A 21,966-nucleotide genomic window follows, 5' to 3' on the forward strand; every position below is an offset into this window, starting at 1 on the left:
AGGCTGTTCTGCGGAAAAATATTCGGTACGCTCTTTGATACATGGCCTCTTAGGCTAGGTTAAAAATTTATTAGCTCGCAATGGATTTTTTAACGCCCTGCTCAGCAAGTAAAATACCACCCACCACCATACATAAAGCAAGAAAATGATAGGTTTTAAACTCTTCGGCCAGTATGACAACGGCCATTATCGAACCAAACACCGGTACCAAATTGATAAATAAATTGGCGCGATTGCCACCGATTAAGTCTACTCCGCGCATATACAAAGACTGGGCAATAAGCGAAGGGAATATCGCAATATATAAGACCACGCCAAAGCCGCGAGCGTCAGGCATTACCGCGTAACCAGCCCAATATTCGTAGCCGCTAAACGGCAGTGACGAGATAAATGCAAAAAATGCTAACACCATAATCATGCTGCGCCAATGCAGTGGCGGTCTAAATCGGAGGGCAACGGTATAGCCGCCATATAATAAGGTTGCTAGTAGCATTAAGGCGTCACCGCGATTCAAATCCAAACTTAATAAGCTGCCTAAATCGCCGTGGGCGACGGTGATTAATACGCCCAACAGGGTCAAGCTAAAGCCCAGCATTTGCAGTTTTACCGGCCGCAAACCAAACAGGAGGAAATTGCCCAAAAACACAATCAGCGGCATGGCCGACTGTTCAATGGTCACATTGATGGCACTGGTGTAGTTTAATGCCCAATAAAACAGCGCATTGAATGTGGTAAACCCCAAGACGCCGTACAAAAATAAAGTGAGCCAATGTTGGCGAATCAGCGACCACTCTCGCACCGCGTCTTGCCATGCAAAAGGTACAATAAATACACAGGCAAAAAGCCAGCGCAACGACGTGAGTAACATTGGCGACACATGGCCAACCGCCAATTTACCGGCAACGGCATTGCCACCCCAAAGCAGGGCAACCACGATTAAAAGAATGAAGGGATTGCGGAACAGCGTTTTCATTGCCTGCCAAACTTGCCTTGATTAAGGCGAGCCAGTTTAACAGCAAGACCGTGCAATTACTTTACGGAGCTTATTGCAATGTTCAGCTCGGGCAATATGGTGGTACTGAAATAGGTGAGAACACAGGGGGCTTTCGCCCCCTGTGCAGCGGCTTAGCCGAAGTCAGGCATTTGCGGATGCGCAGCGCCGTCTTTTTTGTCGGCGGGCTTGTCTGCAATCATGGCATCGGTAGTGAGCATTAAGCCCGCAATCGACGCCGCGTTTTGCAATGCCGTGCGGGTGACCTTGGTGGGGTCAATAATGCCGAACTCCAACATATCGCCGTAATCCCCGTTTTGGGCGTTATAGCCGAAAGCGGCGCTGTCGTGGGCGCGGATCTTGTCTAACACCACACTGGCCTCGACACCGGCGTTGTTGACGATCTGCCGGAAGGGTTCTTCCATCGCCCGTAAGGCGATTTTCACGCCCACCTGCTGATCTACGTTGGCGGCCTTCACGCCCGCCTTGCGCAAGACGTCAGCGACTCTTACCAGACTAACACCGCCACCGGGCACAATGCCCTCTTCCACCGCCGCGCGAGTGGCGTGAAAGGCGTCATCGACAAGGTCCTTCTTCTCCTTCATTTCAACTTCGGTCGCCGCGCCAACCTTGATTACCGCAACACCGCCAGCCAATTTTGCGACGCGCTCTTGGAGTTTCTCGCGGTCGTAATCGGAGCTGGAATTTTCGATTTCAGCGCGGATTTGCGCGACCCGCGCGTCGATATCGCCGCGCTTGCCGTAACCGTCGACCACGGTGGTATTGTCTTTATCAATCACCACCCGCTTAGCGCTGCCCAATTGCTCTAGGCTAACGTGTTCAAGGTCGAGGCCTACTTCCTCTGCGATCACGGTTGCGCCCGTTAAAATGGCGATATCTTGCAGCATCGCTTTGCGACGGTCACCAAAGCCCGGCGCCTTAACGGCCGCCACTTTGAGAATACCCCGCAAGTTGTTTACCACCAGTGTCGCCAGTGCCTCGCCCTCGATATCCTCGGCGATCAGCAGGAGCGGACGGCCCGCCTTTGCCACGGCTTCGAGGGTTGGCAGCAGCTCGCGGATATTGCTGATTTTTTTGTCCACCAACAACAGATAGGGGTTGTCGAGTTCGACCTGCATTTTCTCTTGGTTGGTGATGAAATAAGGCGACAGGTAGCCACGGTCAAACTGCATACCCTCAACCACTTCCAGTTCGTTTTGGAGTGATTTGCCTTCCTCAACAGTTACCACCCCGTCGCGACCAACTTTGTCCATGGCCTGGGCGAGAATTTCACCAATGTCGGTATTCCAGTTAGCCGACACGGTGGCAACTTGGCCAATGGCTTTGTTGTCATTACAGGGCTTAGACATTTTGCTAAGCTCGCTAGTGGCGTCGGCCACGGCCGCGTCAATGCCGCGTTTTAAATCCATAGGATTCATACCGGCGGCAATGGCTTTGTGGCCTTCCCGCAGGATCGCTTGCGCAAGTACGGTGGCCGTCGTTGTACCGTCACCGGCAACATCGGCGGTTTTCGACGCGACTTCCTTCACCATTTGCGCGCCCATGTTTTCGAACTTGTCTTGCAGCTCAATTTCTTTGGCGACCGAAACGCCGTCTTTGGTGATGCGCGGTGCGCCAAAACTCTTGTCGAGTACAACGTTGCGGCCTTTGGGGCCGAGGGTGACTTTTACCGCATCGGCGAGAATATTCACGCCATTCAACATGCGCTCACGGGCATCGTCTGAGAATTTAACGACTTTCGCACTCATGCTGCTTTCTCCTGTATTTCTGCTTGTTCAACAACGGCAAAGATTTCATTTTCTTTGATGATCAGATAGGTCTCTCCGTCGATTTTTACCTCGCTTCCGGCGTACTGGCCAAACAGTATCCGGTCGCCAACCTTGACCGCCAACGGCCGCTGCTGGCCATTCTCCAATAAAGCGCCGGCCCCTACCGCAACCACTTCGCCCTGGGTGGGTTTTTCTGCTGACTTATCTGGAATAACGATACCGCCTTTGCTCTTGGTTTCTGCGGCGAGCCGTTTTACGAGTACCCGATCATAAAGAGGCTTGATACTCATGAGTTAGTCCTCCAACAAAAAAATGACAAGCGTATTTTCCATTTCCCAATAGGGAATGAAGGAAGGGGCTGTTGATTGGCCACTCCTTCTGATTTTCAAAATGGGATCCCAACGGCATTTTTCAAGTACGTTTTTTTATATCTTTTTTTTCTAAATTAAGTGGTTTTTTATAATTTGTTTTTTTGCTTATATAGCTTGAGACAAGTGTCGCAGATGTGGAGAAAAGCATGGCAAACGGCCCAAGCGTATCCCTAAATCACAAACTGGCAGATTATTTTCATCTTAGGCTACAGGAGCTTGGCCGACGGCAGTCGACGCCCCCACAAGATGACACGCTCTGGTATATAGGCGATATGTTGGCGCGCTTTGGTGACAGCGATCAGTTGTTTAGCTACGAAGACGGCCGCATTGATATACGCCCCCTGGCCTTACTTTATAAAGATGCCCACGAGACTAATAATGTCCGCGAGCGCGGTTTAATCCTTAGACAGCTCGGCGATATGGCGCTGTTTATCGGCGCCTTGTTTCCGGAAAACTACCAGCGCCGAGGGCTAAAGAAAGACTATTTTGTGGGCATGGGTGGCGGCGCGTATAGCTATCTTTCTGAAACAGAATTACAACATCGCCACATCTTCGCGGAGCTAGCAACACGCTTTACGCGAATACTTGAGTTGATTGCACAAGCCTGTGAAAAGCAAACCGCCTTTGATGACGGCGATGTGTTAACGCTGTATCAGCGCTGGCAAAAACATCGGGAGCCCAGAATTGCGGCGCAGTTGCGAGCGCTGGGGATCACGATATCAGATACCCAAGCTTTACATTAGCAGCATATGTTTTTGAGGAAATAGCATCCAATCTAGTGGCAGGCCTGAGCACTTTAAATTACCGGTATTAACCGGCTGCCTCGCTATCCCTGTATATGTAAACCTTCATCACCACGATCTGGCGCATCATCACGCCAGCGAACGGAGCCCGCAGGGCGGTCTAACCACCGCAACACTTTGATTGGCTCAATACCCATATGCATTGTAGTCGCCTGCCGGTGGAGTTCGCTATCTTCGATTGTACGACGGATACGCAGCCGCAAGTAATCGTGCCAGGTCGGGCAACTAAAACGTTCCGACCAATGTTCCGGGTCTGCAATATCGCGAGATATTGACCAAGCGTAGGCACCATTGCGGGTTCGTACTTTTTGCTGCTGACGCATTAAGTGATAAAAATCACGCGCTTTATCTTCTGGAATCCGGTAATGAAGTTCGATACTTACCGGCCCACTGCGGCCACTAATTCCTAACTTTACATCGGGGTCTTCGTGTAGCTGTTCATCCAGCTCAGTCGATTCTGAGCGGTCGGCAACCGGTAAAAAATAACCTAGTATTAAAGACAAGGTTAAGCCTACTGCTGCCGCCTCAAAGGCCAACACCAGACCATAATCTCTGGCGACAATACCCCACAACCAGGATCCAATAACTACCCCTAACGTTAATGATGCATTACAAGTCGCAATAGCACGCCCCATAACCCAGCGCGGTACAAACAGTTGAACTAAAACGCTAATGGTTGTTGTAACCATCATCCAGGCCATACCGGCGAATAGTAAAATCATTAAGTCGAGCACCAAACTTCGGCTATAAGCCAACGCAACAAGACTTGCTGCAATGGCCAAACAACACACACGCAAGGTGTTCTCATTCCCAATTTTAGTCCGCATAGGGTGCAATACAAAAATTCCACACACGGCACCAATACCGAAAGCACCCAGCAATAAGCCAAAAGTACTTGCGTTACCTACCAATAGATCGCGGGCAATAAGCGGCATTAATGCTGGAAGTGCCGCGCCAAGCAAACAAAGAATAAATGCACGACCAACAGCGCGACGTACTGGCTGCATGTTTAATACATAACGCACCCCGGAGTTAATTGATCGCAACAATTTTTCGGGGGGCAAGCGCGAAGTTTCGGGTACTCGTTTCCAACGCCGTAGCGATTCAAGCATCGGCAAAAACGAGATTGCATTAATAGCAAATGCCGCCGTGACACCAAAGGCGACAACGATTAGACCACCAATGGCGGGACCGACACTACGAGCGATATTAAAACTAATATTGTTTAATGCAACGGCTTGTGAAAGAAGTACTTTAGGCACTTGCTCGGCAATTGACGCCCCGCGCGCGGGTGCTGCCAAGGCTGTGCCTGTGCCCACCAAAAAGCACAAACCCAACAAAACCCACGGGGTGATTAATCCAAATAAAGACACAAGTGTCATAATAACTGCCGCGAGCAAGGACAGAAAAAAGAATAACATTTGAACCTTGCGTCGATCGTAAATATCGGCAATAGCGCCCGCCGGTAACGCAAACAACGCCATAGGTAAAAAGGTCGCCGACTGCACCAAGGCTACATGATCTGCGGTTGAAATACTGGTCATAATCCAAGCGGCGGCAACACTTTGAATAAGGCCACCGGCGTTGGTTACGGTATTACTGACCCACATATTACGAAAAGACGCATGCTTAAGGGGCGAAAATGTACCAATGCCGTGATTCTTATTGTTGTCTGATGCCTCAGCCATTGCCGCCCCCATCCGCTACCTTTAATTTTTTCTAGCGTAGTGCCTTATAAACCGTAATTTGGCAATTCAATATCATACGCCAAAGCTATGCCAAAAAGCGTCGGTAAACACGAATTAAATACAAGGTTCTCGCACGACAATGCAGAAATTTACCATGTATTAATAAAACACTGATAAGTCCTAGGGCTGTGACACAGCTTTCATTACAACCAACCTTTGGTTTGGTGCCAACACGGGTCTATAGAGAGCATGCTAATGAAGTATAAATGACCATAAAAACCGCTAACCGTGTTTAGCTAATCCAAGGAATATATAATGACTAAACGATTACTGTCTTCCCTGACATTGGGCGCAAGCATGCTTTTAAGTATCGCTACCGTGCAAGCGCAAGTACCAACGCTAGGCATGCTAACACCGGGCGCAGGCCTTGACCTTGGGGAGCTTGGCGTGCCAAGTTTAGGCGGGGGATTACCGGGATTCGACGCATTAAATATACTTGGGTCGCAAGATTTAATAGCGCTGGACGGCCCGCTATTTGCCCTCAATAATCTTCACCCGACGCTTACCAACCCAGCTAAGCTGGTGCCAGGCTCACTTGGTGGCCCCGATATTCTGTTTGGGTTTGTACCCTCGTCGGAGGTGCTCTACCACAATCCCGCTGGGATTTTAAACTACATACTCAATGGCGGGATTATCGTATCGTCCGGCGTCAGTGCAGTACCGCCGCTGCCTATTATTTCTCAACCTTTAGATATATCGGGTCTTGGACTGCCAGATATTAGCGGTGCCTTGCCCGCTAATATTTTGCCACTTGGGCTAATCAGCCCCAGTAGCGCGATAGATCAAGTACTCGGCCTCGGATCACAATTTACCGTTTTTATCCCAACGCTTTAAACCGAGCTTAAATTATTTTTTTGTTTTAATTCTATGCTTTGAGCCGCTTTGCGGCTCTTTTTTCTTTGCAGCACTCAATCGATTCTAACGCTTATTCTACAGTCACCGATTTAGCCAAATTGCGGGGTTGATCTACATCTGTGCCTTTTAAAATAGCAACGTGGTATGAAAGCAGTTGTAGGGGAATTGTGTAAAGGATGGGGGCTATTACGTCATTAACGTGGGGCAGTTCGATGATGTCCATGCCCTTGGCGGCGGTGAATCCCGCTGCTTTATCACAGAATACAAATAGCTGGCCGCCTCGCGCCTGAACCTCTTCAATATTCGATTTTAGTTTTTCTAGTAGCACGTCGTTGGGCGCAACGGCAATGACCGGCATATCGGCGTCGACTAGGGCCAGTGGGCCGTGTTTTAACTCACCGGCAGGATAACTTTCGGCGTGAATATAGGAAATTTCTTTTAACTTTAACGCGCCTTCCATCGCCACCGGCCACTGGGCACCACGACCCAAGAACAGGGCGTGGTGTTTGTCGGCAAAGGCGTTGGACATTTGCTGGATTTTTAAATTTAAGGCGAGGGTTTCTGTAAGTAAATCCGGCAATTGATGCAGCGCGCTTACGATTTCATTTTCTTCCTTCTCGGTCATATCGTGATGACGTCCGAGTGCAACCGTTAGAAACAGCAGTGCCACTAATTGCGTGGTAAACGCTTTGGTCGAGGCAACGCCAATCTCTGGACCAGCCTCGGTCATAAGATACAAATCGGACTCTCTAACGAGTGAACTCTGTGCCACATTGCACACCGTTAGTGACGCTGAGTAGCCGAGGGTTTTGGCTAATCGCAACGCCGCTAAGGTATCTGCGGTTTCGCCAGACTGAGAGATGGTAACCAATAAGGTATTTTCTTGTACTTTAAATTTCCGGTAGCGAAATTCGCTGGCAACCTCAACTCGGCAAGGCACGCCAGCCAGACCTTCGATCCAGTATTTAGCCACCATACCCGCGTGGTAACTGGTGCCGCAGGCAACAATTTGAATTGATGAAACGGTTTTGAGTATTTCTTCCGCGCGCGCGCCCATGGCCTCGGCCAGTATTCTTTTGGCGCCTAATCTGCCCAGTAACGAACGTCGAATTACTGCCGGTTGCTCGTAGATTTCTTTGAGCATGTAATGGCGGTAAAGGCCCTTGTCGGTCGTTTCTGCGGCGGTATCGATTTGGGTAATGTCGCGGGATACTAAGTTAAAATCGCTGTCGCGAATAATATAATTATCCGTGTATATTTCAGCAATATCGCCTTCTTCTAGGTACACGAAACGATCTGTAACCTGACGTAGTGCAAGCTGATCTGAGGCGATAAAGTTTTCACCGATACCCATACCAATAACTAAGGGACTGCCCTTGCGGGCACAGAGAAGGCGATGAGGTTCCTTGGCGTGAATGACGGCCAAACCGTAGGCTCCGTCTAGCTCTGGAATAGTATCGCGCAGTGCTGTTAATAGATCACCACTTTGTTGGTAGTGGTAATGCATTAAATGCACGACGGTTTCGGTGTCGGTTTGTGAGACAAATACATAGCCGAGTTTGGCTAAGCGCTCGCGCAGTTCAGCGTGATTTTCAATAATGCCGTTATGGACTAAAGCGATGTCACCGGAGCAGTGGGGATGAGCATTTACTTCTGATGGTTGGCCATGCGTGGCCCAGCGAGTATGAGCAATACCAAGGTGGCCTAGCAACGGGGCGCTATCGAGTGCGTCTGCCAAGGTTTGAACTTTACCCACTTCTTTACGGATATCTAGTTCTGCTGCGCCGGTAATGACGGCCATACCCGCTGAGTCGTAACCTCGGTATTCAAGACGCCTTAGGCCCTCGAGCAAGATTCCAGGAACCTCACGTTGCGCGACCGCGCCGACTATGCCACACATACATTGGTTTCCTTATTTAATCGCGGGCTAATTTCTTCGGCCGCTGCCAACCGCTTATATTACGTTGTTTACTACGCGCTACGGCCAATTCGCCGTCGGCAATATTGCCAGTGATAACCGAGCCCGCGCCAATCGTTGCGGCTTTGCCAACGCTAACGGGGGCAACCAGCGCGGTATTAGAGCCGACAAAAACCTCGTCAGCCAAGGTGGTCTTATATTTGTTTACACCGTCGTAATTACAGGTGATGGTGCCGGCACCCACATTAACATCGCGCCCAATCTCGGCGTCGCCAATATAACTAAGATGGCTCACTTTACTGCCAATGCCAATATTGGCCTTTTTGGTTTCCACAAAATTACCGATTTTCACCTCTGCCGCCAATATCGTACCCGGCCGCAGGCGAGCAAAGGGACCGACGCTACAATCTGCACCTACAACGGCGCCCTCGAGTACGGAGTTTGCTTTGATCTCTGCATTGCTGGCTATTTTGGTATCGCTAATATGGCAGTTAGGTCCAATACGGACGCCATCACCCAGGGTTACTTCGCCTTCGAAGACGCAATTAATATCAATGTAGACGTCATTGCCCGTTGTTAAGCTGCCGCGCACGTCGATGCGACTAGCATCGGCTAGGCTGGCACCGGCAAGCATGAGTTTATCGGCATAGCGGCGCTGGTAAAAACGCTCTAACTCTTCGAGTTGAATCCGGTTATTCGCGCCCTGAACTTCCATGGGCTCGGTTGCTTGGCAAACATGTATTGCCACGCCATCAGAGACTGCCATGGCGATAATATCGGTTAGATAGTATTCGCCTTGGGCATTGTTGTCGCTGAGCTTAGGCAGCCAGCGCTTTAGCGCGCTCGCTGAAACACACATAATACCGGTGTTAACTTCGCTTATGCGTAATTGCGCGGCGCTCGCGTCTTTCTGCTCAACAATCGCCGTCACTTGGTCGCTATTATTGCGAATGATACGGCCGTAGCCATTGGGGTCGTCTAATTCAACGGTAAGCAGGGTAACTTGCTCTGTATTGGCTTTGTTGGCGCTGGTGCTAACTAATTTTTGGATGGTTTCTGGCGTTGTTAGCGGTACGTCGCCGTAAAGAATTAAGACTTGGGCGTCGTCACTTACTGCGGGTAGGGCTTGCGCGACTGCATGGCCGGTGCCTTTTTGCTCACTTTGCAGTGCCCACTGTACAGTTGAATTGGGAATACTGCTTTTTACCTGATCAGCCCCGTGGCCTATCACCACATGGGTTTTATCACTTGCGACCGCGGTGGCTAGGTCGATAACATGGGAAAGCATGCTTTTACCCGCGACAGGATGCAATACTTTCGGGAGAGTTGATCGCATCCGACTGCCTTGTCCGGCAGCTAATATAATCACTTCTAATATCATGTTATGCCCTTTTCTTATCGGGATTTAATTTACAAATCAGTACCTGCTGGATTGTAACGGGAAATAATAGCGGATACGAAAAAGGGCGACCGGAGTCGCCCTTTTTTATGACAGCAAAATTGTTTATTTGCTCAGTGATTTCCGGATTTGTTGCAATGTCCGAAGCTGAGCGCTTGCCGCCGCTAGTTGCGCTGCTGCTCTTGAGTAGTCGATATCGCCACTCTGATTCAGCATCGCTTGCTGTGCGTGTTTCTGTGCTTCCAACGCAGAAGCCTCGTCGAGGTCGCCAGCGCGGATCGCAGTGTCAGCCAGAATACTTACCACATTGGGCTGTACTTCTAGAAAACCACCAGAAACGTAAAAGATCAGCTCTTCACCGTTGTCCTGCACAATACGTACTGGGCCGGGCTCAAGCGATGTCAGCAACGGCGCGTGACCATAAGTCACACCCAAGTCACCTTGGGTACCGTTTGCAACGATCAGCTTAGCGCGACCAGAAAACAACTCTGCTTCTGCACTAACGATGTCACAATGAATAGTCATAGCCATATTTTAGCCTCTCAGGCGTAAAGCTCGCTTGCGCGAGCTTACAGTTTAGCCGCTTTCTCGATTGCTTCTTCGATGGTACCAACCATGTAGAAAGCTTGCTCTGGCAGGTGATCGTAGTCACCGTTCAGAATACCGCTAAAGCCAGCAATAGTGTCTTTCAGAGACACGTACTTACCTGGGCTACCGGTGAAGATTTCAGCAACGTGGAAAGGCTGTGACAAGAAACGTTCGATCTTACGAGCACGCTCAACAGTCGTTTTGTCTTCTTCAGACAATTCGTCCATACCGAGAATGGCGATAATATCTTTCAGTTCTTTGTAGCGCTGCAATACGTTCTGTACGCCGCGAGCTACTTCGTAGTGCTCAGCACCAATGATCAGCGGATCCAACTGACGTGAAGTAGAGTCCAGTGGATCTACCGCTGGGTAAATACCCTTGGCAGCGATGTCACGGCTCAGTACAACAGTTGAGTCTAAGTGAGCAAAGGTGGTTGCTGGCGATGGGTCGGTCAAGTCATCCGCCGGTACGTATACCGCCTGGATAGAAGTGATAGAGCCAGTCTTAGTTGAGGTGATACGTTCCTGAAGAACACCCATCTCTTCTGCCAGTGTTGGCTGGTAACCTACCGCTGAAGGCATACGGCCCAACAGTGCAGATACTTCGGTACCGGCCAAGGTGTAACGGTAGATGTTGTCAACGAACAACAGTACGTCACGGCCTTCGTCACGGAATTTTTCAGCCATGGTCAAACCAGTCAGTGCAACGCGCAAACGGTTACCCGGTGGCTCGTTCATCTGGCCGTAAACCATTGCTACTTTAGATTTGCTGAAGTCTTCGACGTTTACAACGCCCGCTTCCTGCATCTCGTGATAGAAGTCGTTACCTTCACGAGTACGCTCACCAACACCGGCGAATACAGACAAACCGCTGTGCTCGGTTGCGATGTTGTTGATCAATTCCATCATGTTTACGGTTTTACCAACACCGGCACCACCGAACAGACCAACTTTACCACCCCGTGCGAAAGGGCAAACCAAGTCGATAACCTTGATACCGGTTTCGAGCAGGTCGTTAGAAGACGCTAATTCTTCGTAGGCAGGTGCCTTACGGTGAATAGGCATACGCTCTTTTTCACCGATAGGGCCACATTCGTCAATGGGGTTACCAAGAACGTCCATGATCCGGCCCAGGGTTTCAATGCCCACGGGTACACGAATCTTGTCGTTAGTGTTGCTAACGTCTAGACCACGACGCAATCCTTCAGAAGAACCGAGGGCGATGGTGCGAACTACGCCGTCTCCTAATTGCTGTTGTACTTCCAGGGTTAGACCGCTGTCAGTAACCAACAGTGCATCATAGACCTGTGGTACCGCATCGCGTGGAAATTCCACGTCGATAACGGCGCCGATAACTTGTACGATACGTCCGCTACTCATGTCCGGTTCCTCTTCAAAACCTTAAATAATCAAATTCTGTTTCAGTGGTGAAAATACTTACGACGATACCGCCGCTGCACCACTCACGATTTCTGACAGTTCCTGGGTAATCGCTGCCTGACGTGCTTTGTTATAAACCAGCTGCAGACCGTCGATAATATCGCCGGCATTGTCAGTCGCGTTCTTCATCGCGATCATTCTTGCAGCTTGCTCACAGGCACCGTTCTCAATCACTGTCTGGTAAACCTGTGACTCAACATAGCGAGTCAATAAGCCTTCCAGTAATTCTTCAGGGCTGGGCTCGTAAATATAATCCCAGTGATGCTTTAAACTGTCGTCTTGCTCTGCTTCCAAAGGCAGTAACTGGCTTACAAATGGGCTCTGAGTCATGGTGTTCACGAACTCATTGCCGACCAGATACAGGCGGTCGATATTGCCTTCGCCGTAAGCGTCGAGCATAACTTTTACACTGCCAATCAAATCAGCAACGCTGGGCGCTTCGCCCATGTCTTTTGCAGCGGCAACAACATTGCCACCGTAGCTCTTGAAAAATGCTCCAGCCTTGCTGCCGATTAAGCACAAATCAATTTCTACGTTCTTGTCAGACCAGCCTTTCATTGCCTTGATCGCTTTCTTGAACACATTGGTGTTCAAGCCGCCACACAGGCCACGGTCTGTAGAAACAATGACGAAACCGACGCGCTTAACTTCCCGCTCAGTCATATACTGATGACGGTACTCTGGATTAGCATTGGCGATATGACCCACCACCGCGCGCATGCGCCGTGCGTAGGGTTTACCCAATTCCATGCGATCTTGAGCTCTACGCATTTTACTCGCCGCAACCATTTCCATGGCGCTAGTGATTTTTTGCGTGCTCTTGATGCTGGATATCTGGGTGCGTATCTCTTTTGCACCTGCCATGATTCAACAATCCTCAAGCAGAAAAGCTGCGCGGTGGCGCAGCTTAACGTCTTACCAAGTCTGAGTTGCCTTGAACTTTTCAACAAGTTCTTTGAACTTGCCTTCAAGATCTGCGTTCCAGTTACCGCTGTCGTTGATTTCTTTCATTACGCCAGCGTATTCGGCATTGGCGAAAGACAGAATTGCTGATTCAAAATCGAGAATCTTGGCAACTTCAACGTTTTTCAGGTGACCTTCGTTAGCGCAGTACAAAGATAAACCCATTTCAGCAATGCTGAGGGGGCTGTACTGTTTCTGCTTCATCAGTTCGGTAACGCGCTCACCTTGTGAAAGCTGAGCTTTAGTCGCTTCATCAAGGTCAGATGCGAACTGCGAGAACGCCGCCAATTCACGGTACTGAGCCAGTGCGGTACGGATACCACCAGACAATTTCTTGATAATCTTGGTCTGCGCTGCACCACCAACCCGCGATACCGAAATACCGGCGTTCATCGCTGGGCGTATACCTGAGTTGAACATATCTGTTTCAACAAAGATCTGACCATCGGTGATGGAGATAACGTTGGTCGGTACGAAAGCCGATACGTCACCCGCTTGGGTTTCGATAACAGGCAGAGCCGTTAATGAACCTGTTTTACCTTTCACTTCACCGTTGGTGAATTTCTCAACGTAATCTTCTGAAACGCGGGCTGCGCGCTCAAGTAGACGAGAGTGGAGGTAGAATACATCGCCGGGGTAAGCTTCACGACCCGGTGGACGACGCAGCAACAGGGAGATTTGACGGTAGGCCCAAGCCTGCTTAGTCAAATCGTCATAAATGATCAGTGCGTCTTCGCCGCGATCACGGTAGTACTCACCAATAGTACAGCCAGTGAAAGGAGCAATGAACTGCATAGATGCTGGATCGGATGCGGTAGCAGCAACAACCACTGTGTGGTCCATTGCGCCGTGCTCTTCTAATTTACGCACAACAGCGGCAATAGAAGATGCTTTCTGACCGATTGCGACGTACACACATTTAATACCAGAAGACTTCTGGTTAATGATGGCGTCGATTGCAATGGCGGTTTTACCGATCTGACGGTCACCGATAATCAGTTCGCGCTGACCGCGACCGATTGGCACCATGGCATCAACGGCTTTAAGGCCGATCTGCACAGGCTGGTCTACCGACTTACGCCAAATTACACCGGGAGCAACTTTTTCAATTGCGTCGGTTAATTTTGCGTTGATTGGGCCTTTACCGTCGATTGGGTTACCCAGTGCGTCTACAACGCGACCAAGCAATTCCGGACCAACCGGTACTTCTAATATACGACCTGTACATTTACAGGTCTGGCCTTCGGCGATACCAAGGTAGTCGCCCAAAACCACGGCGCCGACCGAATCGCGCTCAAGGTTAAGTGCCATACCAAAACGGCCACCTTCAAACTCGATCATTTCGCCGTACATCACATCGGTTAAACCGTGGATGCGTACGATACCGTCAGATACCGATACTACCGTGCCCTCATTCTGGGCCTGGGCAGACACATCTAAATTGTCGATGCGCTGTTTGATAATATCGCTAATCTCGGATGGATTCAGTTGCTGCATGCTCTGTTCCTCAATCCTATTCTTAAAACGCTCAGGAATTTAATGCTTCAGCGAGTTTCGCCAAGCGACCGCGCACCGAGCCATCTATCACCAAGTCACCTGCTCTAATCACCACGCCGCCAATTAACTGGGCATCTACATGGGAGTGAACATTTACTTGGCGAGCCAATTTCTTAGTCAAAACTTCGGCAAGACGCTGCTCAGAGGCTGTGTCCAAGGCAAACGCGGTGGCGATTTCGACATCCACGGTTTTTTCTTGAATCGCCTTCTGTGCTTCAAACAATTCACTGATTGTTGGAAGCAGGCTCAGTCGCTTATTCTCTGCGAGTATCTTGATGAAATTTTCGCCGCCAGCATTAAATGTATCGCCGCAGATATCGATAAATGCCTGCGCCTGCTGAGCGGTTGTCAGTGCCGGAGAGCTCAGAACTTTCTGAACGCCTGCTTGCTGAGCAACTGCTGCTGCGGTATTCAGCATTTTTGACCATTCGGCCAATGCTGAAGCTGCCAAAGCATGCTCGAAAGCTGCTTTGGCATAGGGTCTAGCTGTTGTGCTTAATTCCGCCATGATCAACTCCGCTTACAGGCTTGCTGCCAGCTTGTCGACCATGTCTTTATGAACAGACTCATCGATAGATGCTTCCAGCACTTTGCTCGCGCCTACCAAGGCCAATTTAGCAACCTGTGAGCGCAGTTGTTCTTTGGCGCGGTTCACATCTTGCTCAATCTGGGCTTCGGCGGCTGCTTTCAGGCGTTCGCCTTCAACACGTGCCACGTCTTTAGCTTCTTCAACGATTTGGCTAGCGCGCTTATTAGCAGCATCAATAATAGCTGCTGCTTCGCCTTTCGCTTCGCGCAGTTGCTTGGCGGCTTTTTCTTGAGCTAACTCAAGATCACGGCCAGCACGATCTGCGGCATCCAAACCATCAGCGATTTGCTTTTCACGCTCTTCCATTGCTTTGCGAATGGCGCTCCACACAAATGCGTGGCAGAACCATACAAAGAACAGAAAGCTGATCGATTGTCCAATCAGTGTGAGATTAATATTCACGCCGATACCTCTGCTGTATGAATTTGCTGTCTATGTTTTGTCGTAGCGAGCAATTAAGCAGGCAGACCAGGAACAACAACAAACAGAACGTACATCGCGATACCAACACCGATCATGGGGACTGCGTCAAGCAGACCAGCGATCAGGAACATTTTACCTTGTAGCATTGGTGCCAATTCTGGCTGGCGAGCTGAACCTTCAAGCAATTTTCCGCCGAGGATAGCGAAGCCAATGGCCGTACCCAGTGCGCCAAAACCAATCATCAAAGCAACAGCGATCAGTGCTAAACCCATGGTAGTTCTCCTACTTTCAACTTTAAGTTAATAAAAATGGTAATCAGTGAAACTGGTCTTCTTCTTCAATTTGATGTGCCGTTGCCATATAAACAATGGTTAACACCATGAAGACGAATGCTTGTAGGGTGATTACAAGGATGTGGAATACTGCCCACGCCCACTGCAACACACCGGCAAATATACCTAGTACTAAACCCGCACCAAACATAGTCGCAATAAGGATAAAGATCATCTCACCGGCGTACATGTTACCGAACAGTCGCAGGCCCAAAGAAATTGGCTTAGAGATCCAAGAAATTGCTTCTAGTGCAAAGTTAATTGGCACCAATAATATATTGACGTACCACTTGGGGCTGTGGAAAGGATGCAGGGTAAGCTCCTTTACAAATCCCATAAAGCCTTTTTTGACAATAGTGAAGTACACCATCAGTCCAAATACCGTGAAACCCATACCCAAAGTCACGTTTGGATCGGTGGTCGGTACAACTTTAAAGAAGAAATGCGGATTGCCGGTTACCCAAGCCATAAAGGCGGGAATCCAGTCGACTGGCACCAAATCCATGGTATTCATCAGAATAATCCACATGAAAATAGTCAGTGCCATTGGTGCGATCATGGCGTTTTTGTGATGAAAACCGTCTTTAACGGTTTGATCAATAAAGCCAATAATCATTTCAAGCAAGTTTTGTGCGCCGCGCGGTATACCGCTGTGGGCACGCTTCGCGATCCGGGCAAAAATGAGCAAGAATAAAAAGCCAAGACCAATTGACCACAACATGGAATCAACATGGATTGCCATGAAGCCCATATCTGATGCTTCGGCGCCGCTGTGGGCCAAAGTCCAAGTGTCAGTCGTTAAAACTTCGTGTACATGACCGGTGTCATCTAAACGCTCGTAACCGGCGGGAAGTTTACCGTAGGTTAGGTTGGTAAGATGGTGCTGGATATAACCAACGGTAGACTGTGATTCAGCTGCCATGTGTCTCTCTCGTAAATGTTAACGCGTTGAGCTAATCCGACGTTTTCTATATACCGCGCTTAAGCGTGGCAAGTAGTACGGCGTTCAGCAGCATAACGATTAGATATGCCAAAAATAAGACAAACACCTGCAAAGGTTTTACAAATACAAATGCGCTAGCAAACAGCCCCAGTGTCGTTATAAATTTCCCCGATTCACCCCGGTAAAAACCTTGGGTAACTTGGCGTGCGTACGCCGCGCCGGTAAATCGGAATACCTGGCGCGCAAAATACGCATTGGGTATAACGGAAATCATTCCCCCGATTGCTATGGAATAGGCCGCGACCATATCCAGAGGGAGTGCTGTAACACTGGCCAAAAGCACAACTGCAATTTGCAATCCGTATATCTTCAGCAGCGGCGGTCTGGCAATTTGATGAGCAGTGCGCGGGTTTTTCCGCTGTCGATCTGCTGTCATATAGCCACCACTTCTGCCCAAAATAGGCTGATTTTATGCCTGCTCTGCTTGTCCAAAAAGCGGGGCGAATTATAGGGGCTATATGGTTAATGTTCAACCGATTTCAGCGTATATGGTACTAAAGTCATATATTCACGAAATCTATTTTAACTACTAAAATCAAGAATTTATCTTCTAATACCCGCTTCGCACCACAAAAACACACTACATAATGTAGGATCTTATACATTCAAGCACAAAATACGCTATTTGATATGATTTAAAATACCGTCGAGTTCGTCGAGGCTGCTGTATTTAATACTCAGGGTTCCCCGACCTTTGGCACCGTGTTGAATCGCCACTGGGGAGCCCAAGCGCTCTGACAAACTTTCTTGCAATTGCTTGATATCGGGGTCCAGTGATTTTTGTGGCTTACTGCTGGTTTTTTCTTCAACTAGGCGACGGACTAGCGCCTCGGTTTGTCTCACTGATAATCCGCGGCTGACGACGGTCGATGCCGCAGCGGATTGCTCTTCTTGAGCCAAACCTAAAAGTGCACGCCCGTGACCCATTTCAATATCGCCGTTTTCCAATAAGGTCTGCACTTCTTCACGAAGGCCAGTTAGGCGCAGTAAGTTGGTGATAGTGGTCCGGGATTTTCCAACTAATTGCGCTATTTCGGCATGAGTTAGCTCAAACTCCTTCTGCAGGCGCACCATGGCCAAGGCTTCTTCCATGGGGTTGAGGTCTTCGCGCTGGAGGTTCTCGATTAATGCCATCGCCGCTGCGGACTCGTCGGGAACCTCGCGAATAAGTGCAGGAACAGTATCTAGCCCCGCTAATTGGCAGGCTCGCCAGCGGCGTTCACCGGCAATAATTTCGTAGCGGCCACCGTCGATGGGGCGAACTACGATGGGCTGCATAATCCCTTGCGAACGAATAGAGTTAGCCAACTCCTCCAATGCTTCGGGCTGCATATCTCGGCGCGGCTGATAGCGGCCGCGCTGCATAAACTCGATTGGCACATTGCGCAAGCTACCATCAAGCGCGATAGGCGTGTCGGTATCGACAGCTGCATTGGCGGGCTGTTCGTCGTTATTTTGCTTTGGCTGAATACTTACTGGTGTCGCCGTTTCACCCAATAGGGCATCCAAGCCACGACCCAAACCTCGTTTTTTAACCATGACTATGTCCAAGCTGCTCGTTTGCACTTAAATCGCTGGAGACTTCCGTTTTGCCTGCGCGTCGTAACATTTCGCCGGCCAAGGCCAAATACGCTAAGGAGCCTTTAGATTGCTTATCGTAAAACAAAATTGGCAGACCATGACTTGGCGCTTCAGCCAAGCGAACATTACGTGGAATGACGGTGCTATACAATTTTTCACCAAAATGGCGCCGTAACTCGTCGGTCACCTGGTTGGTTAGGCTGTTACGACCGTCGAACATCGTGCGCAGAATGCCTTCAATTTCTAGTTTGGGGTTAATGAGCTGTTTTACTCGGTTTATCGTAGTAATCAGCGCACTCAAACCTTCTAGTGCATAGTATTCGCACTGCATTGGGATAATTACCCCCGTTGCACCAGCTAAGGCGTTGATTGTAAGCATATTCAGCGATGGCGGGCAGTCGATAAGAATGTAATCGTAATCACCGAGTATTGGCGCCAGCGCTTCGCGCAAGCGAAACTCGCGACCAATTTCATTCAATAGTTCTACTTCGGCAGCGGTGAGATCCTGATTCGCTGGCAAGACCATAAAGCCGCAGTCCGGCGCCGCAACGACCGTATCAGCAATGCTGCGCCCCGCCACTAAAACATCGTAAACAGAATGGGCTAACTCGGCCTTGTTAATACCGCAACCCATGGTGGCGTTACCTTGGGGGTCAAGGTCGATTAATAATATCTTACGCTTGGTCGCCGCCAGAGAGGCAGCCAGGTTTACCGTGGTAGTGGTTTTGCCGACGCCACCTTTCTGGTTGGTGATTGCATATACCTTGGCCACGGAATTTTCCTGTAAATTTAGCGTAATAGGCTGAGTAATCAATGCCGAGCAATAAGCAGTAAATGCCTAGCTTCCTCGACAGAGGGCACTGATAGTGTGTGCGAATGCTCGACGATAAAGTGTTTTGGAAGCTGACTCAACTCTGCTTCAGGAAAAATACCTTTCATGGCGTACAGCTTACCCGTTGGACTAAGCAAGGCTTCACAACCCGTTACCATATCTTTCAGCGAAGCAAAGGCACGCGAAACAATGCCATCAAATAGCCTATCACTCTTAAATTGTTCGACGCGCTCGGTATGAACACTGATGTTTGTCAATTTCAGCTGCATTTGGGCTTCAATAAGAAACCGGGTTTTTTTGCCATTGCTGTCGAGTAGCGAAAACAGCTTATCGGGGAACAGAATGGCGAGTGGGATGCCAGGCAGACCCGCACCGGTACCCACATCCAAACAATGTGTTGCAGCCATGTATGGGGCGATACTCAAGCTATCGAGAATATGGCGGATAACCATCTGTTCTGGATCACGAATCGCCGTTAGGTTATAGGCCTTATTCCATTTGTGGAGTAAGGCGACATAACGTAACAGCAATGCTTGCTGAGTGTCAGTAACGGCCAAACCGAGTGTATCAATACCTGCTGCCAGGGTCTTTTCTAAAACATCCACTCAGGCTGATTTCCTGTCCAACAATCCACGTTTTTTTAGATAAATCAACAACAAAGACACCGCTGCCGGGGTCACGCCGGGTATCCGCGATGCCTGCGCCAAGGTTTGCGGCCGAGTATTACCAAGCTTCTGTTTTACTTCGTTGGAGAGGCCTTCGATGATGCTGTAGTCGAAATCCAAGGGCAAAGACGTGTCTTCGTAACGGCGCAAGCGGTCAATTTCTAGCTGCTGACGGTCGATATAGCCGGCGTATTTCACGCCAATTTCAATTTGTTCTGCAATTTGCTCGTCAACAATTCCAATCGTTCCCTGTGCAAACGGGGCGAGATCAACGTATTTCAATTCCGGCCGTTTAAGCAAATCAAGCAGATTGTATTCGTGACTTATGGGCTTTTCGATTTTTTCCGCCAAAATGGCTGCTTCACTACTGCCCGGTTGAACCCAGCAATCGGCCAAGCGCTGGCGCTCAATCTCAATATTTTCGCGTTTTGCTGAAAATGCCGCCCAGCGGGTGTCATCGACAAGACCGAGTTCACGGCCCTTCTCTGTTAAACGAAGATCTGCGTTATCTTCCCGCAGTAACAAGCGATATTCAGCCCGCGAAGTGAACATTCGATAGGGCTCTTTGGTGCCCATGGTGATTAAATCATCGACTAAAACGCCAATATAGGCCTCATCGCGACGGGGACACCAAGCGTCTTTGCCTTGCGCGAGAAGCGATGCATTGGCGCCCGCTAATAATCCTTGCGCGGCCGCCTCTTCGTATCCGGTCGTGCCATTGATTTGACCGGCAAAAAACAAACCTTTAACAAACTTGGTTTCCAGAGAATATTTCAAATCCCGTGGTTCAAAATAATCATATTCAATCGCGTAGCCTGGACGGGTCATATGGGCATTCTCAAAGCCCTTGATTGAGCGTACTAAATTTAATTGAACGTCAAAAGGCAAGCTGGTCGATATGCCATTTGGGTAGAGTTCGTGGGTATTTAAACCTTCAGGCTCTATAAATACTTGATGCCCGGTTTTGTCAGCGAAGCGATGGACTTTATCTTCAATTGACGGGCAATAGCGAGGCCCAATACCTTCAATAACTCCGGTGTACATAGGCGAGCGGTCTAAGCCACCACGGATGATTTCATGGGTGCGCTCATTGGTGTGGCTTATCCAACAACACACTTGCTCAGGGTGTTGATTGCGATTGCCCAGATAAGACATGACTGGTCGCGGGTTGTCGCCCCATTGGGCTTCAAGGCCTTCAAAATTAACGGTTTTTGCATCAATTCGAGGAGGTGTGCCGGTTTTTAGGCGATCAACCCGGAATGGCAATTCCCGCAAACGTGATGCGAGTGCTAAAGATGGCGGGTCGCCAGCACGACCACCGCTGTGGTTATCGAGGCCAATATGAATTTTTCCGCCTAGGAATGTACCTGCAGTCAGTACGACGCTGTTAGCGAAAAACCGCAGGCCAATATTGGTAACAACACCCTGAACTTGATCATTTTCGACAATAAGATCGTCAACGGCTTGCTGAAAAATCGCTAGATTTTCTTGGTTTTCTAAAATGGTGCGTATAGCGGCTTTGTATAAAACCCGATCTGCTTGCGCGCGAGTTGCTCGTACCGCAGGCCCTTTGCGGGCATTTAAAACGCGAAATTGTATGCCGCCAAGGTCGGTTGCTTTGGCCATTGCGCCACCAAGGGCGTCAATTTCTTTAACGAGGTGACTTTTACCAATGCCGCCAATGGCTGGGTTACATGACATTTGACCCAGAGTTTCAATGTTGTGAGTCAGCAGCAAGGTCTTTGAGCCCATACGCGCAGCAGCAAGGGCAGCCTCCGTACCAGCGTGACCACCACCTATGACAATGACATCGAAACGTTGCGGATAATCCACGAAACACCTAATTCCAAGAAAATGAGAAGAGGCGAAATTATACGGGTATCCCTGATACCTGCAATGAATTGGTGAATATTTAATCAATGCATTAGTTAATAAATCTTTATGTATATATATGTCATATATCTTATGTTCTTTATTCTAAATACTGTTATTAAGAAGCGCTATTTTGTTGATAAGTATTGTAAGTTACTGATAATAAAAGATATTAACAGATGATAACTAGGTGTTTTATCCACAGAGAGCTTGTCAGGATCATGGGGAGGCCTTGTGGGTGAAATGT

Annotated in this window: 21 protein-coding genes; 2 read left to right on the top strand and 19 right to left on the bottom strand. The window is 49.2% G+C overall.

Features of this window, described 5'->3' with window-relative positions; genetic code table 11:
• Nucleotides 1–70: 70 nt before the first annotated feature.
• The 3 genes from AZF00_RS18575 to groES all read right to left on the bottom strand — a co-directional run bounded on the left by AZF00_RS18575 (nt 71) and on the right by groES (nt 3,071).
• On the bottom strand, nt 71–973 hold the full coding sequence (locus tag AZF00_RS18575; RefSeq protein ID WP_062384737.1) for a DMT family transporter: 903 nt from the start codon (nt 971–973) through the stop codon (nt 71–73).
• 152 nt (nt 974–1,125) lie between these two features.
• Nucleotides 1,126–2,760: a chaperonin GroEL gene (gene groL / locus AZF00_RS18580; RefSeq protein ID WP_062384740.1), complete on the bottom strand. Its 1,635-nt coding sequence runs from the start codon at nt 2,758–2,760 to the stop codon at nt 1,126–1,128.
• Nucleotides 2,757–3,071: a co-chaperone GroES gene (gene groES, locus AZF00_RS18585; protein WP_008253064.1), complete on the bottom strand. Its 315-nt coding sequence runs from the start codon at nt 3,069–3,071 to the stop codon at nt 2,757–2,759. The genes groL and groES overlap by 4 nt, the downstream gene beginning before the upstream one ends.
• 227 nt (nt 3,072–3,298) lie before the next feature.
• Here groES and AZF00_RS18590 point away from each other — a divergent pair, with 227 nt between their 5' ends.
• A complete protein-coding gene (locus tag AZF00_RS18590) occupies nt 3,299–3,895 on the top strand; it encodes a hypothetical protein (protein ID WP_062384743.1) in 597 nt (198 codons plus the stop codon).
• A gap of 83 nt (nt 3,896–3,978) precedes the next feature.
• Here the strand turns inward: AZF00_RS18590 and AZF00_RS18595 are convergent, their stop codons facing one another.
• Nucleotides 3,979–5,643, bottom strand: coding sequence for an MFS transporter (locus AZF00_RS18595; RefSeq protein WP_062384746.1), 1,665 nt, complete (start codon nt 5,641–5,643; stop codon nt 3,979–3,981).
• Nucleotides 5,644–5,958: 315 nt separating this feature from the next.
• Here AZF00_RS18595 and AZF00_RS18600 point away from each other — a divergent pair, with 315 nt between their 5' ends.
• Nucleotides 5,959–6,537: a hypothetical protein gene (locus AZF00_RS18600; protein WP_008253074.1), complete on the top strand. Its 579-nt coding sequence runs from the start codon at nt 5,959–5,961 to the stop codon at nt 6,535–6,537.
• Nucleotides 6,538–6,628: 91 nt separating this feature from the next.
• Here the strand turns inward: AZF00_RS18600 and glmS are convergent, their stop codons facing one another.
• From glmS to mnmG, 15 genes are all read right to left on the bottom strand, one after another.
• Entirely contained in the window at nt 6,629–8,458 is a 1,830-nt protein-coding gene (gene glmS / locus AZF00_RS18605; protein WP_062384750.1) for a glutamine--fructose-6-phosphate transaminase (isomerizing), read from the bottom strand.
• A gap of 16 nt (nt 8,459–8,474) precedes the next feature.
• Nucleotides 8,475–9,857, bottom strand: coding sequence for a bifunctional UDP-N-acetylglucosamine diphosphorylase/glucosamine-1-phosphate N-acetyltransferase GlmU (gene glmU, locus AZF00_RS18610; RefSeq protein WP_062384755.1), 1,383 nt, complete (start codon nt 9,855–9,857; stop codon nt 8,475–8,477).
• Nucleotides 9,858–9,980: 123 nt separating this feature from the next.
• Nucleotides 9,981–10,406: a F0F1 ATP synthase subunit epsilon gene (locus AZF00_RS18615; protein ID WP_008253077.1), complete on the bottom strand. Its 426-nt coding sequence runs from the start codon at nt 10,404–10,406 to the stop codon at nt 9,981–9,983.
• Nucleotides 10,407–10,444: 38 nt separating this feature from the next.
• A complete protein-coding gene (gene atpD / locus AZF00_RS18620) occupies nt 10,445–11,842 on the bottom strand; it encodes a F0F1 ATP synthase subunit beta (RefSeq protein ID WP_008253078.1) in 1,398 nt (465 codons plus the stop codon).
• 57 nt (nt 11,843–11,899) lie between these two features.
• Entirely contained in the window at nt 11,900–12,766 is an 867-nt protein-coding gene (gene atpG, locus AZF00_RS18625; protein WP_062384759.1) for a F0F1 ATP synthase subunit gamma, read from the bottom strand.
• 51 nt (nt 12,767–12,817) lie between these two features.
• The gene (gene atpA, locus AZF00_RS18630) at nt 12,818–14,362 is read right to left on the bottom strand and encodes a F0F1 ATP synthase subunit alpha (RefSeq protein WP_008253080.1); all 1,545 of its coding nucleotides are present in this window, start codon (nt 14,360–14,362) and stop codon (nt 12,818–12,820) included.
• A gap of 31 nt (nt 14,363–14,393) precedes the next feature.
• Nucleotides 14,394–14,930 carry a F0F1 ATP synthase subunit delta gene (locus AZF00_RS18635; protein WP_008253081.1) on the bottom strand — a complete coding sequence of 179 codons (537 nt, stop codon included), beginning with the start codon at nt 14,928–14,930 and terminating at the stop codon, nt 14,394–14,396.
• A 12-nt stretch (nt 14,931–14,942) separates the two neighbouring features.
• Nucleotides 14,943–15,413, bottom strand: coding sequence for a F0F1 ATP synthase subunit B (locus tag AZF00_RS18640; protein ID WP_008253082.1), 471 nt, complete (start codon nt 15,411–15,413; stop codon nt 14,943–14,945).
• Between the two features lie 53 nt (nt 15,414–15,466).
• A complete protein-coding gene (gene atpE / locus AZF00_RS18645; RefSeq protein ID WP_008253083.1) occupies nt 15,467–15,706 on the bottom strand; it encodes a F0F1 ATP synthase subunit C in 240 nt (79 codons plus the stop codon).
• A 43-nt stretch (nt 15,707–15,749) separates the two neighbouring features.
• On the bottom strand, nt 15,750–16,688 hold the full coding sequence (atpB, locus tag AZF00_RS18650) for a F0F1 ATP synthase subunit A (RefSeq protein WP_008253084.1): 939 nt from the start codon (nt 16,686–16,688) through the stop codon (nt 15,750–15,752).
• 46 nt (nt 16,689–16,734) lie between these two features.
• Nucleotides 16,735–17,145 carry an ATP synthase subunit I gene (locus AZF00_RS18655; RefSeq protein WP_062384762.1) on the bottom strand — a complete coding sequence of 137 codons (411 nt, stop codon included), beginning with the start codon at nt 17,143–17,145 and terminating at the stop codon, nt 16,735–16,737.
• Nucleotides 17,146–17,390: 245 nt separating this feature from the next.
• A complete protein-coding gene (locus AZF00_RS18660; RefSeq protein ID WP_062384765.1) occupies nt 17,391–18,308 on the bottom strand; it encodes a ParB/RepB/Spo0J family partition protein in 918 nt (305 codons plus the stop codon).
• A complete protein-coding gene (locus AZF00_RS18665; RefSeq protein WP_062384918.1) occupies nt 18,301–19,122 on the bottom strand; it encodes a ParA family protein in 822 nt (273 codons plus the stop codon). Before AZF00_RS18665 ends, AZF00_RS18660 begins: the two co-directional genes overlap by 8 nt.
• A 38-nt stretch (nt 19,123–19,160) precedes the next feature.
• Nucleotides 19,161–19,787, bottom strand: coding sequence for a 16S rRNA (guanine(527)-N(7))-methyltransferase RsmG (rsmG, locus tag AZF00_RS18670; protein WP_062384768.1), 627 nt, complete (start codon nt 19,785–19,787; stop codon nt 19,161–19,163).
• On the bottom strand, nt 19,788–21,680 hold the full coding sequence (gene mnmG / locus AZF00_RS18675) for a tRNA uridine-5-carboxymethylaminomethyl(34) synthesis enzyme MnmG (RefSeq protein ID WP_008253089.1): 1,893 nt from the start codon (nt 21,678–21,680) through the stop codon (nt 19,788–19,790).
• Nucleotides 21,681–21,966: the final 286 nt, after the last annotated feature.

Source organism: Zhongshania aliphaticivorans (genome assembly GCF_001586255.1).
Lineage (GTDB): Bacteria > Pseudomonadota > Gammaproteobacteria > Pseudomonadales > Spongiibacteraceae > Spongiibacter > Spongiibacter aliphaticivorans.

What these genes read in the sequence shown, in the direction of transcription:
- atpB (WP_008253084.1), bottom strand. Translation starts at nt 16,688, where the DNA reads ATGGCAGCTGAATCACAGTCTACCGTTGGTTATATCCAGCACCATCTT.
- atpE (WP_008253083.1), bottom strand. Translation starts at nt 15,706, where the DNA reads ATGGGTTTAGCACTGATCGCTGTTGCTTTGATGATTGGTTTTGGCGCA.
- AZF00_RS18635 (WP_008253081.1), bottom strand. Translation starts at nt 14,930, where the DNA reads ATGGCGGAATTAAGCACAACAGCTAGACCCTATGCCAAAGCAGCTTTC.
- glmU (WP_062384755.1), bottom strand. Translation starts at nt 9,857, where the DNA reads ATGATATTAGAAGTGATTATATTAGCTGCCGGACAAGGCAGTCGGATG.
- groES (WP_008253064.1), bottom strand. Translation starts at nt 3,071, where the DNA reads ATGAGTATCAAGCCTCTTTATGATCGGGTACTCGTAAAACGGCTCGCC.
- AZF00_RS18615 (WP_008253077.1), bottom strand. Translation starts at nt 10,406, where the DNA reads ATGGCTATGACTATTCATTGTGACATCGTTAGTGCAGAAGCAGAGTTG.
- groL (WP_062384740.1), bottom strand. Translation starts at nt 2,760, where the DNA reads ATGAGTGCGAAAGTCGTTAAATTCTCAGACGATGCCCGTGAGCGCATG.
- AZF00_RS18655 (WP_062384762.1), bottom strand. Translation starts at nt 17,145, where the DNA reads ATGACAGCAGATCGACAGCGGAAAAACCCGCGCACTGCTCATCAAATT.
- atpG (WP_062384759.1), bottom strand. Translation starts at nt 12,766, where the DNA reads ATGGCAGGTGCAAAAGAGATACGCACCCAGATATCCAGCATCAAGAGC.
- atpA (WP_008253080.1), bottom strand. Translation starts at nt 14,362, where the DNA reads ATGCAGCAACTGAATCCATCCGAGATTAGCGATATTATCAAACAGCGC.
- AZF00_RS18660 (WP_062384765.1), bottom strand. Translation starts at nt 18,308, where the DNA reads ATGGTTAAAAAACGAGGTTTGGGTCGTGGCTTGGATGCCCTATTGGGT.
- AZF00_RS18575 (WP_062384737.1), bottom strand. Translation starts at nt 973, where the DNA reads ATGAAAACGCTGTTCCGCAATCCCTTCATTCTTTTAATCGTGGTTGCC.
- glmS (WP_062384750.1), bottom strand. Translation starts at nt 8,458, where the DNA reads ATGTGTGGCATAGTCGGCGCGGTCGCGCAACGTGAGGTTCCTGGAATC.
- AZF00_RS18600 (WP_008253074.1), top strand. Translation starts at nt 5,959, where the DNA reads ATGACTAAACGATTACTGTCTTCCCTGACATTGGGCGCAAGCATGCTT.
- atpD (WP_008253078.1), bottom strand. Translation starts at nt 11,842, where the DNA reads ATGAGTAGCGGACGTATCGTACAAGTTATCGGCGCCGTTATCGACGTG.
- AZF00_RS18590 (WP_062384743.1), top strand. Translation starts at nt 3,299, where the DNA reads ATGGCAAACGGCCCAAGCGTATCCCTAAATCACAAACTGGCAGATTAT.
- AZF00_RS18595 (WP_062384746.1), bottom strand. Translation starts at nt 5,643, where the DNA reads ATGGCTGAGGCATCAGACAACAATAAGAATCACGGCATTGGTACATTT.